Genomic DNA, 15,961 nt, shown 5'->3' with positions numbered 1-15,961 from the left:
CTATGCTCAGAGCAGGCGGCGATGTTTGCACAGGCCTCGCCGCCCGGTCACGGAAATCGGAAGTTACCTTTGTGGCAAGCACGCCATGGGCTGTTGGTTTAGGCTCCCGCGTCGGATCTTTCTCCATGATCTGTAGTCTTTGGTTTATCGAGAGAATAAGGAGATATGCATGCTCGTCCGCTCACTGACCCTCGCCACCCTGCTCGCGCTTGCCGGCCCTTTGCATGCCGCTGACAGTGACGCACCGTTGGCCAAGGAACTGGGCAAGGCGCGGCCATTGGTGGTCATAGCGCCGAGCAGCGCCGACCCCACCCTGCGTGGGCTCAACAAAGCGCTCGAAGACCCGGCTACCCAGGCAAAATTCAAGGAGCGCAGCCTGGTGCTGTACAGCGTGGCGCAAATGATGGGCAAACGGGAGGACAAGAACCTCGAGCAGCAAACCACCATGGCGCTGATCCGCGAACTGAAGCTGGGGGCGAGCAAAGGCACCAAGGTGATTCTGGTGGGCAAGGATGGTGAGCGGCATGTGCTCAAGGATGACGAAGACAACACCGCCCTCGATCCCCAGGTGATCTTCGAGGCAGTCGATGCGCTGCCCGCGAGCGAGAAGGCGGTAACCGCACCAGAGCCGGTGGCGGCCGCACCGCAAACCAAGGCCAAAGACAGCAAACCTGCCAAACCGGCCAAGCCTGCCGCCCCGCCCAAGCCGCTGGAAGACTGACCGGGTGCGGCCCTGAGCTTGCTCAGGGCCGTTGCCACGCAGGCCTGGCTCAGTCAGGAGAAGCTGGCGAAATGTGCCTGCATCCGCGCGGCGTCAGCCTGCCGGCCGCTGAACAGTTCGAATGCCTTCACAGCCTGGAACACCGCCATGTTGCTACCGTCCAGTGTGCGGCAGCCCAGCGCCCGTGCAGCGCGCAGCAGTTCGGTTTCCAGCGGGAAGTAGATGATCTCCGCCACCCACAGCCGTGCATGCAGCAGCGCCACTGGCAGCGGCGTGCCGGGTAGCTTGGCCATGCCGACCGGGGTGGTGTTGACCAGCCCGTCCGCATCGGCCAGTGCCGTGGCCAAGTCACCGCCAAGCATTGCCCGCCCCGCACCGAAATGCGCATTCAGGTTGTCGACCAGTGCCTGAGCGCGGGCGGTATCCACTTCGAACAACACCAGCTGTTCAACCCCTTCGCCCAGCAAGGCATGCGCCACCGCCGAGCCCGCGCCGCCAGCCCCCATCTGCACCACCTTGCGGCGGGCCACATCGGGCAGGCCGCGGCGCAAACCTTCGGCAAAGCCCAGGCAATCGGTGTTGTGGCCAACCCGCTTGCCGTCCTTGAGTACCACGGTGTTGACCGCGCCGATGCCGCGTGCTTCATCCGACAGCTCGTCGAGCAACGGCAGGATCGCCTGCTTGAACGGGTAGGTGATGTTCAGGCCGGTAAAACCCGTGTGCTGCGCAGCGTCGAGCAGGCCGGGCAGGGCGCTGTCGTCCAGTTGCAACTGGTCGGCGTCGATCAGCCGGTACAGATAGCGCAGGGCCTGGGCATCGCCTTCGTGCTCGTGCAGGGCCGGGGTGCGCGACAGTTGGATACCCCGGCCGATCAGGCCGGCAAGGATGGCAGGCTGGCTCATGCTGCACGCTCCTTGAGCAGCTCGGCGAAGTGGCTGATGGCCATGCGGTAGCCGTGGCTTCCCAGGCCGCAAATGACGCCGACCGCGATCGACGAAACGAACGACACGTGGCGGAACGGTTCACGTTTGTGCACATTGGACAGGTGCACTTCGATGACCGGTACTTCGCTGGCCACCAGCGCATCGCGAATGGCTACCGAGGTGTGGGTCCAGGCACCTGGATTGATCACGATACCGGCGCAGCGATTGCGCGCGGCGTGGATCCAGTCGATCAGTTCACCTTCATGGTTGGTTTGCCGGAATTCGACTTCCAGGCCGTGGGCATTGGCAGTGTCGGCGCAGTGTTGGCCAAGGTCGGCAAGGGTTTCGTAACCATACTGGGCCGGCTCTCGGGTGCCCAGCATGTTCAGGTTGGGGCCGTTGAGCACGAGAATGAGGGGCGTCATGACGGGCTTCGCTTTGTTGTTGTTGGATGTGCCTAGTTTTGTACTGACTGGTTAGTTCCGTCAATTGAGGGGAGCCGCCGTGCTGGGAAAGTGGGCGATTATCGAACCGCGTTCGCCGCCAAGGCGCGCTGGCGCACAGGCTGCACGCCTTACAGAATTGTAATTTTCATGCCACCACCCCGATAACCAGCCTTCTCTACAGTCCCTCGCCACCCTTCGTCGACGAGGACCTGTTCCGTGCTCATCCCCCGCAAGTTCGCCTTGCTCTGCCTGCTGCTGGTTGGCGCCACGAGCGCCCACGCCAGCCAGCGCTTGAGCTTGCCCCAGGCGCTGGCCGCCGCTTTTGCCCAGAACCCGGAACTGGCTGCCACCAGCCGCGAAATCGGCATTGCCGACGGCGAGCGGCGCCAGGCCGGGTTACTGCCCAACCCCGAACTGGCGTGGGAGGTGGAGGACACGCGCCGGGACACCAGCACCACCACCATCACCCTCAGCCAGCCGCTGGAACTGGGCGGCAAGCGCGCTGCACGCATCGCCGCGGCCGGCGTCGGTCAGGCGATCGCCCAGCTTGACCTGGAACGCCAGCGCAATGGCCTGCGTGCCGATGTGGTCCAGGCGTTCCATGCCGCCTTGCGGGCACAGACCGCGCTGGAGCTGGCGCAGCAATCCCAGGCCTTGACCGCCCGCGGCTTGCGGGTGGTGCAGGGGCGGGTCACTGCCGGCCAGTCATCGCCCGTGGAGGCCACCCGCGCCCAGGTGCAACTGGCCCAGGCCGAGGCCCAACTGCGCCGCGCGCAAACCCAGCGTAGCGTGGCCTACCAGGCCTTGGCGCGTTTGACCGGCAGCCCGCTGGCCAGCTTCGACAGCTTGCAGGCGGCCAACCTTTCGCCTGGGGCCGCGCCCAGTCCTGACACCTTGCTCGCCCACGTCGAGCAAACGGTCGAGTGGCGCCTGGCCGCCGCCCAGGTCGAGCGTGGCGATGCGGCGTTGGGCACGGAAAAGGCTCAGCGCATTCCCAACCTCACCGTCAGCCTTGGCAGCCAGTACAGCCGCGAAGAGCGCGAGCGGGTGAACGTGGTTGGCCTGTCCATGCCGCTGCCGTTGTTTGACCGTAACCAGGGCAACGTGCTGGCGGCGGCGCGCCGTGCCGACCAGGCGCGTGACTTGCGCAATGCCGTGGCCCTGCGCTTGCGCAGCGAAACCCGCAGCGCCGTCGACCAATGGGCCACGGCCATGCAGGAGGTGGCGGCCTACGACCGCACCATCCTGCCGGCTGCACAGCAAGCCGTGGACACCGCCACCCGTGGTTTCGAAATGGGCAAGTTCGCTTTTCTCGATGTACTCGATGCCCAGCGCACGCTGATCGAGGCCCGTGGCCTGTACCTCGAGGCCCTGGCCACGGCGGCCGATGCACGCGGGCGGGTCGAGCGTATCTACGGCGACCTCGATGACCTGGGCAACCCAATGACCAGCAGGAGCAGCAATGACTAACCCACGCAAGTTGGCCCTTCTGGCAGCCACCCTGGCCGCGTTAGGCCTCGGTGGCCTGGCCTGGACCGGTACACTCGGCCAGGCAGCCACTGCCCAGCCAGCTGAAGACAGCCATGAGCATGGCGAGGCGGACGCCGCCGAAGGCCATGCAGAAACAGAGCACGACGATGAACAAGGGCAGGTGCACCTGTCCATCGCCCAGATCGAAGCTGCCGGGGTGCAGTTGGTTGCTGCCGGGCCGCGCGCGCTGGGTACAGCCATAAACTTCCCCGGTGAAATCCGTTTTGACGAGGACCGCACCGCCCACGTGGTACCGCGGGTGCCGGGTGTGGTCGAGGCAGTCCAGGCCGAATTGGGCCAGGCGGTCAAGCGCGGGCAGGTGCTGGCGGTAATCGCCAGCCAGCAGATCTCTGACCTGCGCAGCGAGCAGCAGGCTGCCCAACGCCGCCTTGAGCTGGCGCGCCTGACCTTGCGCCGCGAACAACAGCTGTGGCAGGAGCGCATCAGCGCCGAGCAGGATTACCTGCAAGCGCGCCAGGCGCTGCAGGAGGCCGAAATAGCCTTGGCCAATGCCCGGCAGAAGGTCGCGGCGGTGGGGCCGGCAGGTGCCGGCAACCGCTATGAACTGCGCGCACCGTTCGACGCCGTGGTCGTGGAGAAACACCTGAGCGTGGGTGAGGTGGTCGACGCGACCAGCAACGCCTTCACCCTGTCTGACCTGAGCCGGGTGTGGGCGACTTTCGCCGTGGCACCACGTGAGTTGGACAAGGTACGCACCGGCCGTACGGTCATGGTCAGCGCGCCAGACCTGGGGGCCCAGGTCGAAGGCAAGGTCAATTACGTTGGCAGCCTGCTCGGCGAACAGAACCGTGCCGCCACCGTCCGTGCCAGCCTGGCCAACCCTGACGGCGCCTGGCGCCCCGGTTTGTTCGTCAATGTTGCGGTCAGCATCGAACGTTTCGAGGCTGCGGTAGTGGTGCCTGAAATCGCCCTGCAAAGCCTGGACGCGCAGACCGTGGTATTCGCCCGTACCGAGCAGGGCTTCGAGGCCCGACCCGTAACCACCGGCCGTCGCGATGCCGGGCATGTGGAAATCACCAGCGGCCTGGCTGCCGGAACCCAGGTGGCTGCCGCCGGCAGCTTCGTTCTCAAGTCGGAGCTGGGCAAAGGCTCGGCCGAGCACAGCCATTGACCAGGGGGACGCCTGCATGTTCGAACGCCTGATCCAATTTGCCATCGAGCAGCGCCTGGTGGTGATGCTGGCTGTGGTCCTGATGGCCGCGGTGGGCATTCACAGCTACCGGCAGTTGCCGATCGACGCCGTACCGGATATCACCAACGTCCAGGTGCAAATCAACACGGCCGCACCCGGTTACTCGCCCCTGGAGACCGAGCAGCGCATCACCTTCGCCATCGAAACCGCCATGGCCGGCCTGCCCGGGCTCAAGCAGACGCGCTCGCTGTCGCGCTCGGGGTTGTCACAGGTCACGGTGATCTTCGAGGACGGCACCGACCTGTTCTTCGCCCGCCAGTTGGTCAACGAGCGCCTGCAAGTGGCGCGCGAGCAACTGCCCGAGGGCATCGAGGCTGGCATGGGGCCGATCTCCACCGGGCTGGGGGAGATTTTTCTGTGGACGGTGGAAGCCGAAGAGGGGGCCCTGAAGGAAGACGGCACCCCCTACAGCGCAACCGACCTGCGCGTGATCCAGGACTGGATCATCAAGCCGCAGTTGCGCAACGTGCCCGGGGTGGCAGAGGTCAACAGCATTGGCGGGTACGCCAAGCAGTACCTGATTGCGCCGGACCCCAAGCGCCTGGCGGCCTACACGCTCACCCTCAACGACCTGGTCGCGGCGCTGGAGCGTAACAACGCCAACGTCGGCGCGGGTTACATCGAACGTAACGGCGAGCAGTTGCTGATCCGCGCGCCTGGCCAGGTGGCCTCGGCCGATGATATCGCCAATATCGTCATCTCCAGCGTGGACAGCACCCCGATCCGCGTCAGCCACGTTGCCCAGGTAGGCCTCGGCGAAGCGTTGCGCTCGGGGGCGGCGACCGAAAACGGCCGCGAGGTGGTGCTGGGCACGGTATTCATGTTGATCGGCGAAAACAGCCGCACGGTATCCCAGGCAGTGGCTGCCAAGCTGGTGGAGATCAACCGCAGCCTGCCCGAAGGGGTGTCGGCGGTGACCGTGTACGACCGCACGAACCTGGTGGAAAAGGCCATCGCCACGGTGAAGAAGAACCTGATCGAGGGGGCCATTCTGGTGATCGCCGTGCTGTTCCTGTTCCTGGGGAACATTCGCGCGGCACTGATCACCGCCATGGTCATTCCATTGTCGATGCTGTTTACCTTCACGGGCATGTTCGCCAACAAGGTCAGCGCCAACCTGATGAGCCTGGGCGCGCTGGATTTCGGCATCATTGTCGACGGCGCGGTGGTGATCGTGGAAAACGCCATCCGCCGACTGGCGCATGCCCAGCAACGGCATGGCCGCATGCTGACGCGCAGCGAGCGCTTGCACGAGGTGTTTGCCGCCGCCCGTGAAGCACGGCGGCCACTGATCTACGGGCAGTTGATCATCATGGTGGTGTACCTGCCGATCTTTGCCCTGACCGGGGTCGAAGGCAAGATGTTCCACCCCATGGCCTTCACCGTGGTCATCGCCCTGCTTGGCGCGATGCTCCTTTCGGTGACCTTCGTACCCGCTGCGATCGCCCTGTTCGTCACCGGCAAGGTCAAGGAAGAAGAGGGCCTGGTAATGCGCACCGCGCGGCAGCGTTATGCGCCGGTGCTGGCCTGGGTGCTGGGCCGGCGCCGGCGTGCATTTGCCGGGGCAGCGGCCTTGGTGCTGTTGTCCGGGGTAATGGCCAGCCGCATGGGCAGTGAATTCATCCCCAGCCTCAGCGAGGGTGATTTTGCCCTGCAGGCCCTGCGTGTGCCGGGCACCAGCCTGTCGCAATCGGTGGACATGCAGCAGCGCCTGGAGCACGCCATCATCGCCCAGGTGCCCGAGGTGGAGCGGGTGTTTGCCCGTACCGGTACCGCCGAGATCGCTGCCGACCCGATGCCGCCGAATATTTCCGATGCCTATGTGATGCTGCGCCCGCGCGAGCAATGGGTCGACCCCGGTAAGTCACGCGAGGCGCTGATCGCCGACGTGCAACGTGCCGCCGCCAGTGTTCCCGGCAGCAATTATGAGTTGTCGCAGCCGATCCAGTTGCGTTTCAACGAGCTGATTTCCGGTGTGCGCAGTAATGTGGCGGTGAAGCTGTTCGGTGACGACATGCAGGTGCTCAACCGTACTGCCGCACAGATCGCCGGCAGCCTGCAGGGCGTACCCGGTGCGTCCGAGGTGAAGGTCGAGCAGACCACGGGCCTGCCGGTGCTGACCATCGACATCGACCGCGACAAGGCTGCCCGCCATGGCCTGAACGTGGGCGATGTGCAGGATGCCATCGCCACCGCGGTGGGCGGCCGCAAGGCGGGCACCTTGTATGAAGGTGACCGGCGATTCGATATGGTGGTGCGCCTGTCGGAAACCTTGCGTACCGACGTGGATGGGCTGGCCAGCCTGCTGATCCCGGTGCCGGCCAGTGGGGCTGCGGGCACCGGGCAGATCGGCTTCATCCCGCTGTCGCAGGTGGCCACCCTTGACCTGCAACTGGGGCCGAATCAGGTCAGCCGCGAAGACGGCAAGCGGGTGGTGGTGGTCAGCGCCAACGTGCGGGGGCGCGACCTGGGCTCGTTCGTGCAGGAGGCCGAGCAGGTATTGCGCGGCCAGGTGCCGATACCGCCTGGGTACTGGACACGCTGGGGTGGCCAGTTCGAACAGCTGCAATCGGCGGCCGAGCGCCTGCAAGTGGTGGTGCCAGTGGCCTTGCTGCTGGTCATGGCGTTGCTGTTGATGATGTTCAACAACCTCAGGGATGGCCTGCTGGTGTTCACTGGAATTCCGTTCGCCCTCACAGGGGGCGTCCTGGCCCTGTGGTTGCGCGACATTCCCTTGTCGATTTCCGCTGGCGTGGGCTTCATTGCCCTGTCGGGGGTGGCCGTGCTCAATGGCCTGGTGATGATTGCCTTCATCCGCGGCTTGCGTGAGCAGGGGCGAACGCTGCGGGCGGCGGTCGAGGAGGGCGCGCTGACCCGTTTGCGCCCGGTACTGATGACCGCGCTGGTGGCGTCACTGGGCTTCATTCCCATGGCCTTGGCGACGGGCACCGGGGCTGAGGTGCAGCGGCCGTTGGCGACCGTGGTGATTGGCGGAATCCTGTCTTCGACCGCCTTGACCTTGCTGGTATTGCCGGCGTTGTACCAATGGGCTTATCGACGCGAAGAGGCGCAGGAGGGGTAAAGCCCTGAGGCCGCTGAGGCGGCCCATCGCGGCACACCTCCACCCTGCAGGGTGTGCCTGGTGGGAGTAACTGTCTTTCTCAAAATTTGAAAAGCCTGCGCGATTCAACCTGTGGGAGCGGGCAAGCCCGCGAAGCAGGCGACGCGGTGTCTGGCACCGGCTGCGCCGGTGTTCGCGGGCATGCCCGCTCCCACAGGGGGTCTGCGCTGGCTTGGAGTGGCCGCCGTACTTGCAGCAGCAACTGTCTTTCTCAAAATTTGAAGCCTGCGCGATTCACCTGTGGGAGCGGGCAAGCCCGCGAAGCAGGCGACGCGGTGTCTGGCACCGGCTGCGCCGGTGTTCGCGGGCATGCCCGCTCCCACAGGGGGTCTGCGCTGGCTTGGAGTGGCCGCCGTACTTGCAGCAGCAACTGTCTTTCTCAAAATTTGAAGCCTGCGCGATTCACCTGTAGGAGCGGGCAAGCCCGCGAAGCAGGCGACGCGGTGTCTGGCACCGGCTGCGCCGGTGTTCGCGGGCATGCCCGCTCCCACAGGGGGTCTGCGCTGGCTTGGAGTGGCCGCCGTACCTGCAGGAGCAATTGTCTTTCTCAAAATTTGAAAAGCCTGCGCGATTCACCTGTGGGAGCGGGCAAGCCCGCGAAGCAGGCGACGCGGTGTCTGGCACCGGCTGCGCCGGTGTTCGCGGGCATGCCCGCTCCCACAGGGGGTCTGCGCTGGCTTGGAGTTGCCGCCGTACCTGCAGGAGCAACTGTCTTTCTCAAAATTTGAAAAGCCTGCGCGATTCACCTGTGGGAGCGGGCAAGCCCGCGAAGCAGGCGACGCGGTGTCTGGCACCGGCTGCGCCGGTGTTCGCGGGCACGCCCGCTCCCACAAGGACCGTGTAATCTTCGAGTTCAGCATTGCGGCCTTGTGTCGCAATGGGCCGCAAAGCGGCCCCAGTTGCACCGATCAGTCAGCCAGACGCCAGGTAGTGGCACCCTTGCTGTCTTCCAACACCACGCCCATGGCGGTCAGCTGGTCGCGAATGCGGTCGGACTCGGCCCAGTTCTTGTCTGCCCGCGCCTGCAGGCGCGCTTGGATCAAGCCCTCGACCTCGGCCGCATCGACCTTGCCTTCGGCGCCCGCACGCAGGAAGTCATCGGCGTCCAGTTGCAGCACACCCAGCACATCACCCAGCTCCCGCAGGCGACCGGCCAGGCCGGCAGCAGCGTCTACATCACTGTCGCGCAGGCGGTTGATCTCACGCACCAGGTCGAACAGCACAGCGCAGGCCTCGGGCGTGCCAAAGTCGTCATTCATCGCCACGCTGAAGCGCTCGACAAAGGCCTCGCCGCCCTTGGCCGCCACGCGCGGCAGGCCGCGCAAGGCATGGTAGAAGCGCTCCAGGGCGCCCTTGGCGTCGCGCAGGCTGTCTTCCGAGTAGTTGATGGCACTGCGGTAGTGGCTGGCCACCAGCAGGTAGCGAACCACCTCCGGGTGGTACTTCTCGAGCACATCACGGATGGTGAAGAAGTTGTTCAACGACTTCGACATCTTCTCGCCATTGATACGGATCATGCCGCAGTGCATCCAGGCGTTGGCGTACTGCTTGCCGGTGGCCGCCTCGCTCTGGGCAATCTCGTTCTCGTGGTGCGGGAACTCCAGGTCGCTGCCGCCACCATGAATGTCGAAGCTCTCACCCAGGCAGCAGGTGGACATCACCGAGCACTCGATGTGCCAGCCCGGACGGCCCGGGCCCCATGGCGACTCCCAGCTTGGCTCGCCCGGCTTGACGCCCTTCCACAGCACGAAATCGAGCGGGTCTTGCTTGGCCTCGTCGACCTCGATGCGGGCGCCGATGCGCAGGTCTTCGATCTTCTTGCGCGACAGCTTGCCGTAGCCCACGAACTTGCCGACGCGGTAGTACACGTCGCCATTGCCCGGCGCGTAGGCATACCCCTTGTCGATCAGGGTCTGGATCATCGCGTGCATGCCGGCGATATGGTCGGTGGCACGCGGTTCCTGGTCTGGCGGCAGGATGTTCAGGCGGCGCTCGTCTTCGTGCATCGCGTCGATCATGCGCGCCGTGAGGGCGTCGAAGCTTTCGCCGTTCTCGTTGGCCCGGTTGATGATCTTGTCATCGATGTCGGTGATATTGCGCACGTAGGTCAGTTCGTAACCGCTCTTGCGCAGCCAGCGGGTGACCAGGTCGAACGCTACCATGCTGCGGCCGTGGCCCAGGTGGCAGTAGTCGTATACGGTCATGCCGCAAACGTACATGCGCACCTTGTTGCCATCCAGCGGCTTGAAGGTTTCCTTGGCTTTGGTCAGGGTGTTGTAGATGGTTAGCACGGCGGTTCCTCAGCTGCCCCAGGAGTCACGCAGGGTGACGGTGCGGTTGAACACCGGGCGGCCCGGCTGGCTGTCTTTCAGGTCGGCGCAGAAGTAGCCTTCGCGCTCGAACTGGAAGCGGTCCTCGGGCTGCGCCTGGGCCAACGACGGCTCGGCACGGCAACCGCTGAGCACTTGCAGCGAGTCGGGGTTGATGTTGTCGAGGAAGCTGCCGCCCTCTTCGGTCTTTTCCGGGTTGGCCGAGCGGAACAGGCGATCGTACAGGCGCACTTCGCACTCGACGCTGCCTTCGGCCGGCACCCAGTGGATCACGCCTTTGACCTTGCGGCCTTCCGGGTTCTTGCCCAGGGTGTCCGGGTCGTACGAGCAATGCAGTTCGACGATGTTGCCGTCGGCGTCCTTGATGGCTTCGTCGGCACGGATCACGTAGCTTCCCCGCAGGCGCACCTCACCGGCTGGCTCGAGGCGCTTGTAGCCCTTGGGCGGGGTTTCCATGAAGTCGTCGCGGTCGATGTACAGCTCGCGGGAGAACGGCAGCACACGCACGCCCATGTCTTCCTTCGGGTGGCGTGGCAGCTCCAGTTGCTCGACCTGGCGCTGCGGGTAGTTGGTAATGACCACCTTCAGCGGGCGCAGCACGCACATGGCACGCGGTGCGGTGCGGTCCAGGTCGTCACGGATGCTGAACTCGAGCATCGACATGTCGACCACGCCGTCGGACCGGTTGGTGCCGATCATTTCGCAGAAGTTGCGGATCGAGGCCGGGGTGTAGCCACGGCGGCGGAAGCCGGACAAGGTCGACATGCGCGGGTCGTCCCAGGCGTCGACGTGCTTTTCGTCCACCAACTGCTTGAGCTTGCGCTTGGAGGTGATGGTGTAGTTGAGGTTCAGCCGGCTGAACTCGTACTGGCGCGGGTGTGCCGGCACAGGCAGGTTATCGAGGAACCAGTCGTACAGCGGGCGGTGGCCTTCGAACTCCAGGGTGCAAATCGAGTGGGTGATGCCCTCGATGGCGTCCGACTGGCCATGGGTGAAATCGTAGTTGGGGTAGATGCACCACTTGTCACCGGTCTGGTGGTGGTGGGCATGGCGGATGCGGTACAGGATCGGGTCGCGCAGGTTCATGTTCGGCGAGGCCATGTCGATCTTGGCCCGCAGCACGCGCTCGCCGTCCTGGAATTCACCGGCTTTCATACGGGCGAACAGGTCGAGGTTTTCTTCCACGCTGCGGTCGCGGAACGGGCTGTTCTTGCCTGGCTCCTTGAGGTTGCCGCGGTATTCCTTGGCCTGCTCGGGGGTGAGGTCGCAGACATAGGCCTTGCCGCGCTTGATCAGCTCGACCGCCCAGTCGTGCAACTGGTCGAAGTAGTCGGAGGCATAGCGCACATCACCGGCCCAGTCGAAACCCAGCCATTTCACGTCGCGCTGGATGGCGTCGATGTACTCCTGGTCTTCCTTGGCCGGGTTGGTGTCGTCGAAACGCAAGTGACAGGCGCCACCGAATTCCTTGGCCAGGCCAAAGTTGACGCAGATCGACTTGGCGTGACCGATGTGCAGGTAGCCATTGGGCTCCGGCGGGAAGCGGGTGACGATGCTGCTGTGCTTGCCCGAATCCAGGTCGGCCTGGATGATCGGCCGCAGGAAGTTCGCAGGGACAGCGGGGGCGCCTTTGGCAGCGGCGTTGGGCGCGTTGTCGGCAGTGGGCTTGCTCATAGGATCCTTGAATGCACGTGTCCGGCCTGGGTAGGCCGATTGAATCAAAGGGCCTATCATAGCCGAAGCAGTCAAGCTGCCGACAGTCGGGCCCGGATAAACTGGCGTGATTTATCACGGCTTTTTGCCGCGGCGTGGCAAAATGGCCGGTGCGCACCATGTGTCGCGAGCGCCCGAGCCTGCGTCAGGTGTAAGCACGCGCCCTGCGCGCCCTCATTCCCGTATGCCTTGAAAGAGCGAATTTCAGCATGTCCAAAGTCAAACTGAGCACCAACCACGGCGATATCGTCCTGCAACTGAACGCCGAGAAAGCTCCGCAAACTGTTGAGAACTTCGTTCAATACGTCAAAGACGGCCATTTCGACAACACCGTGTTCCACCGTGTGATCAAAGGTTTCATGATCCAGGGCGGCGGCTTCGAGCCTGGCATGACCCAGAAGAAAACCCGCGCCAGCATCCAGAACGAAGCTGACAACGGCCTGAAGAACACCAAGTACAGCATCGCCATGGCCCGTACCATGGAGCCGCACTCTGCCTCGGCCCAGTTCTTCATCAACGCTGCCGACAACGACTTCCTCAACCACAGCGGCAAGAACGTACAGGGCTGGGGCTACGCGGTGTTCGGTGAAGTGATCGAAGGCCGTGAAGTGGTCGATGCCATCGAGAAAGTCGCCACCGGTTCCAAAGCCGGCCACCAGGACGTGCCGAAAGACGACGTGGTCATCGAGAAAGCCGAGATCATTGAGTGATTCTGCTGATCTCTGATCTGCACCTGCAAGAAGAACGCCCGGACATTACCCGGGCGTTTCTTGATCTGCTCGATGGCCGCGCGCGCCACGCCCAGGCGCTGTACATTCTTGGCGATTTCTTCGAGGCCTGGATAGGCGACGATGCCATGACGCCGTTCCAGCAGTCGATCTGCCGTGCCCTGCGGCAGCTGGGCGACAGCGGCACGGCCATCTACCTGATGCATGGCAACCGTGACTTCCTGCTCGGCCAGCGCTTCTGCGAGGCGGCCGGCTGCACGTTGCTCGACGACCCCAGCGTGATCGAGCTGGGCGGTGAGCAGGTATTGCTGATGCACGGCGACACCTTGTGCACCCGCGACGTGGGCTACATGAAAATGCGCCGCCTGCTGCGCAACCCGCTGAGCCTGTGGGTTCTGCGCCACCTGCCGCTGTCGGCTCGCTACAAACTGGCACGCAAGCTGCGCAGCGAAAGCCGCACCCAGGGGCGGATGAAATCCACTGAAATCGTCGACGTCACGCCAGAGGAAGTGCCCAAGGTAATGGCGGCGCATGGCGTGCGTACCCTGGTGCATGGCCATACCCATCGGCCAGCGATTCACAAGCTGGTCGTGGACGGCCAACCGGCCCGGCGCATCGTGCTGGGCGACTGGGACCGCCGGGGCTGGGCCTTGCAAGTTGACGAGCAAGGGTTTCAGCTGGCGCCGTTCGACTTTTCCTGAAGGCAACGTCGCCGGCAAGCCGGCCCCAATTCCCACCAGGCCTTCAATTCGGAGGGGAGCTTGTGGGCGCTGGCTCGCCGGCGATCGAGCCAAACTGCCTTAGTGCTGTGCCATTGCGCCCTTGTCGGCTTCACTGATCACCACTTCGCGGTACTGCGGGTCAGCCTTGATCTGCGCCTCGGTAAAGGGAATTACCGCCAGCTGCTTGGCCGCGAAGGCCTTGGTCTGATCGCTGGCGTGTGCCGATGCCGCCTCGCTGGACTGCGAAAACGCCAGTAACCCGCGGGCCTCTGGCCCCTTGTCGGTGAAACTGACCAGTTGCAGATAACTGGTACCACTGACCACCAGGCGCTTGCCCTGCCCGTGCGGCACACTGTACATCGCGTTGTACACCCCCAAGGCCTGCGGGCCGCCCGGCACCGGCGTGCCATCGACTGCCTGCTGCACCTGCCCCCACTTCACCTGTGGCGCCATACCGCTCTCGGCCACCTGCTGCTGTGAGGCCAATGCCGCCTCGTGCACCCGCTTGCGCACGGCCGCCTGCTCCACGGCCAGCCCGCGCGGGGTGTGTTGCGGGTCGGCCGGGTCGAACGCAACCCGCCAGCTGTCCGGGTGCTCAGCCAAGGCGGTGAGCAGGTTGTGGAAATGCACCAGGCCCACGCCGCTCTCGAGATCGGCCTTGCCATCCCAGTTCGCCAGGCTGGTGCATAGGGCCTGCACGTCTGCACTGGCGCCCTGGCACCATTGCAGCAAGTCGGGCAGCACCAGGCTGGCCAGGTAGACTTCGTCGTCGGTGACCATGCGCTGCAGGTCATCGACGCCCAACCGCCCTTTGCCCTGCAAACGCTGCAGGGCAAAGCGGCCGCGCATGCCCAGCGGCTGGTCACTGCGGCTGACCAGCGGCGCAAACCCGGTCAGGGGCTGCGCCGGGTTGGCCAGCCAGGCCGGGTCGTTGGAGTTTTGCACGTAATCCTCGCGCTCAAGGCTTGGCAGCAGCCTTGCCGGGAAAATACCTGGTTGCGCCGCCTGGGCATCGACCTTCCACTGGCAGGCGCTGCGTGAGCCGTCCAGCACCACCAGGCTGCCCGGCGCTTGCGGGTTGCTGCAACTGTCGAGCATCTGCTGGTCCACATAAGGCACCACTGACTGGTTCAGGTACAAGGCCCTGCCCGCCTGGTCCACCGCAATGGTGTTGACCCACGGGATACCCTGCAATTGCTCGACCGAGCCGCGCAGGGCCGCCAGGCTTTCAGCGCGGTTGATCTGGTTCCACTGCTGCAGCACGCGGGTATTGTCCAGGTTGGCGTCACGCAGGCTGTAGGCCGCATGCGTGTCCCAGTTCAGGCGGCCAGGCCATTGCACCACCGGACCGAACTGCGAGCTGTACACCTCACGCTGTACCTGGCTCCGTCGCCCATCCTCACCTTTGACTGCCACGCTGACGGTTTGCCGGGCCAGCGGCAATGACTTGCCGTCGAGCAGGTAACGGGTCGGGTCCTTGGGATCGAGCTGCAGGCGATACAGGGTGAAGTGCGTGGAGGTATCGACGGTATGGGTCCACGCCAGGTGCTGGTTGAAACCGATATTGATCAGCGGCAGGCCTGGCAGCGCCGCGCCCATGACATTCAGCTGGCCGGGGATGGTCAAGTGCATCTGGTAGAAGCGCATGCCACCCATCCACGGGAAATGCGGATTGGCCAGCAACAGGCCATGGCCATTGGCCGAGCGCTGGGCACCCACCGCCACGGCATTGCTGCCACGCTCCGTGGCAAACCGCGCCTGCCGGGCCAGGGCGGTGGCATAGCCAGCGGCCGCGAGCTGGCTGCCGGCCCCTGGCGGTTGCGCCCCCGCCAGTGCCTCCACGAACTGCCCAACCCCGCCTTCGGCCAGCAAGCGGCGGGTCAGCTTGACCAGGTCCTGGCTGCTGATCGGCCGCACCCACTCACCCGTTCCGCACTCGGCAGGCAAGCCCTGGCGGCGGCGCTCGGCCAGCGCGCGGTTATAGCCACTGGCATAACCGGCCAGCAGTGCCTGTACTGGCGCCGGCTGCGCCTGGAGGAACGCGTCGACAGCGGCCTGGCTGTTGAGCCAGGTGAAGAACAGGTCGCTGCTGAGGTTGTCGCGTTGCTCCAAGGTCTTGCCCGTGGCGCCGTAGTACCGGGAGCGCTCGCCATTGACGGTCAACACTTCGTTGGCCAGCAGGCACAGGTTGTCCTGGGCGTAGGCATAGCCGACACCGTAGCCCAGGCCGCGCTCGTCCCTGGCCACGATGTGCGGCACGCCGAAGGTGGTGCGGCGGATCTGGGCGCTGGCGTCGGCTGCTGCAGGTTGAGCCGGCGCAGTGGCACTCCAGGCCACCAGGGCGGCCGCCAGGCTGGCGCAGGTCATGGGACGGGACAGTGAAAACACGGGCATTCCTCGGGGTCGCGGGTTATCCCGTTCAGACGAATGGCCAGATGAAAATTTTACGTTTTACAGGGCGATGGAACGTCTTGATGAAAAACAGCCATTTTTTTAACGCGTGCGTTGCAGTTT

At 64.7% G+C, this 15,961-nt stretch carries 11 protein-coding genes; 6 read left to right on the top strand and 5 right to left on the bottom strand.

Going from position 1 to position 15,961, the window contains the following annotated elements:
- Window positions 1–169: 169 nt before the first annotated feature.
- Complete coding sequence (locus tag QME24_RS04970) at window positions 170–721, top strand: DUF4174 domain-containing protein (protein WP_009682785.1); 552 nt, start codon at window positions 170–172, stop codon at window positions 719–721.
- Between the two features lie 53 nt (window positions 722–774).
- Here QME24_RS04970 and QME24_RS04965 read toward each other — a convergent pair whose 3' ends face one another.
- Both QME24_RS04965 and aroQ read right to left on the bottom strand, forming a co-directional pair.
- Window positions 775–1,623, bottom strand: coding sequence for a shikimate dehydrogenase (locus QME24_RS04965; RefSeq protein WP_009682786.1), 849 nt, complete (start codon window positions 1,621–1,623; stop codon window positions 775–777).
- Window positions 1,620–2,069, bottom strand: a complete 450-nt coding sequence (aroQ, locus tag QME24_RS04960) for a type II 3-dehydroquinate dehydratase (protein WP_029884970.1) — start codon at window positions 2,067–2,069, stop codon at window positions 1,620–1,622. The genes QME24_RS04965 and aroQ overlap by 4 nt, the downstream gene beginning before the upstream one ends.
- A gap of 237 nt (window positions 2,070–2,306) precedes the next feature.
- On the opposite strand from aroQ, the gene QME24_RS04955 reads away from it, so the two are divergent.
- Genes QME24_RS04955 through QME24_RS04945 form a run of 3 tightly spaced genes read left to right on the top strand, consistent with a single transcriptional unit; the run spans window position 2,307 to window position 7,915 of the window.
- Complete coding sequence (locus QME24_RS04955) at window positions 2,307–3,560, top strand: TolC family protein (protein ID WP_054905225.1); 1,254 nt, start codon at window positions 2,307–2,309, stop codon at window positions 3,558–3,560.
- Complete coding sequence (locus QME24_RS04950; RefSeq protein WP_154211001.1) at window positions 3,553–4,752, top strand: efflux RND transporter periplasmic adaptor subunit; 1,200 nt, start codon at window positions 3,553–3,555, stop codon at window positions 4,750–4,752. Before QME24_RS04955 ends, QME24_RS04950 begins: the two co-directional genes overlap by 8 nt.
- A gap of 16 nt (window positions 4,753–4,768) precedes the next feature.
- A complete protein-coding gene (locus QME24_RS04945; RefSeq protein ID WP_232892480.1) occupies window positions 4,769–7,915 on the top strand; it encodes a CusA/CzcA family heavy metal efflux RND transporter in 3,147 nt (1,048 codons plus the stop codon).
- A 947-nt stretch (window positions 7,916–8,862) separates the two neighbouring features.
- Here QME24_RS04945 and cysS read toward each other — a convergent pair.
- Together cysS and QME24_RS04935 are read right to left on the bottom strand one after the other, a co-directional pair.
- Window positions 8,863–10,245, bottom strand: a complete 1,383-nt coding sequence (gene cysS / locus QME24_RS04940) for a cysteine--tRNA ligase (protein ID WP_009682157.1) — start codon at window positions 10,243–10,245, stop codon at window positions 8,863–8,865.
- 9 nt (window positions 10,246–10,254) lie between these two features.
- Window positions 10,255–11,958, bottom strand: a complete 1,704-nt coding sequence (locus QME24_RS04935) for a glutamine--tRNA ligase/YqeY domain fusion protein (protein ID WP_280091523.1) — start codon at window positions 11,956–11,958, stop codon at window positions 10,255–10,257.
- A gap of 248 nt (window positions 11,959–12,206) precedes the next feature.
- Here QME24_RS04935 and QME24_RS04930 point away from each other — a divergent pair, with 248 nt between their 5' ends.
- Complete coding sequence (locus tag QME24_RS04930; protein WP_110675979.1) at window positions 12,207–12,707, top strand: peptidylprolyl isomerase; 501 nt, start codon at window positions 12,207–12,209, stop codon at window positions 12,705–12,707.
- Complete coding sequence (locus tag QME24_RS04925; protein ID WP_054904397.1) at window positions 12,704–13,426, top strand: UDP-2,3-diacylglucosamine diphosphatase; 723 nt, start codon at window positions 12,704–12,706, stop codon at window positions 13,424–13,426. Before QME24_RS04930 ends, QME24_RS04925 begins: the two co-directional genes overlap by 4 nt.
- Before the next feature lie 99 nt (window positions 13,427–13,525).
- Here QME24_RS04925 and QME24_RS04920 read toward each other — a convergent pair whose 3' ends face one another.
- Window positions 13,526–15,835 (bottom strand): acylase, encoded by a 2,310-nt coding sequence (locus QME24_RS04920; RefSeq protein ID WP_280091522.1) that lies wholly within the window; start codon window positions 15,833–15,835, stop codon window positions 13,526–13,528.
- Between the last annotated feature and the right edge of the window lie 126 nt (window positions 15,836–15,961).

This window comes from Pseudomonas sp. PARCl1 (assembly GCF_947311875.1).
Classification (GTDB): domain Bacteria; phylum Pseudomonadota; class Gammaproteobacteria; order Pseudomonadales; family Pseudomonadaceae; genus Aquipseudomonas; species Aquipseudomonas juntendi.
Note: the sequence above shows the minus strand (reverse complement) of the source record. Positions and strands in the feature narration are given on the sequence as shown.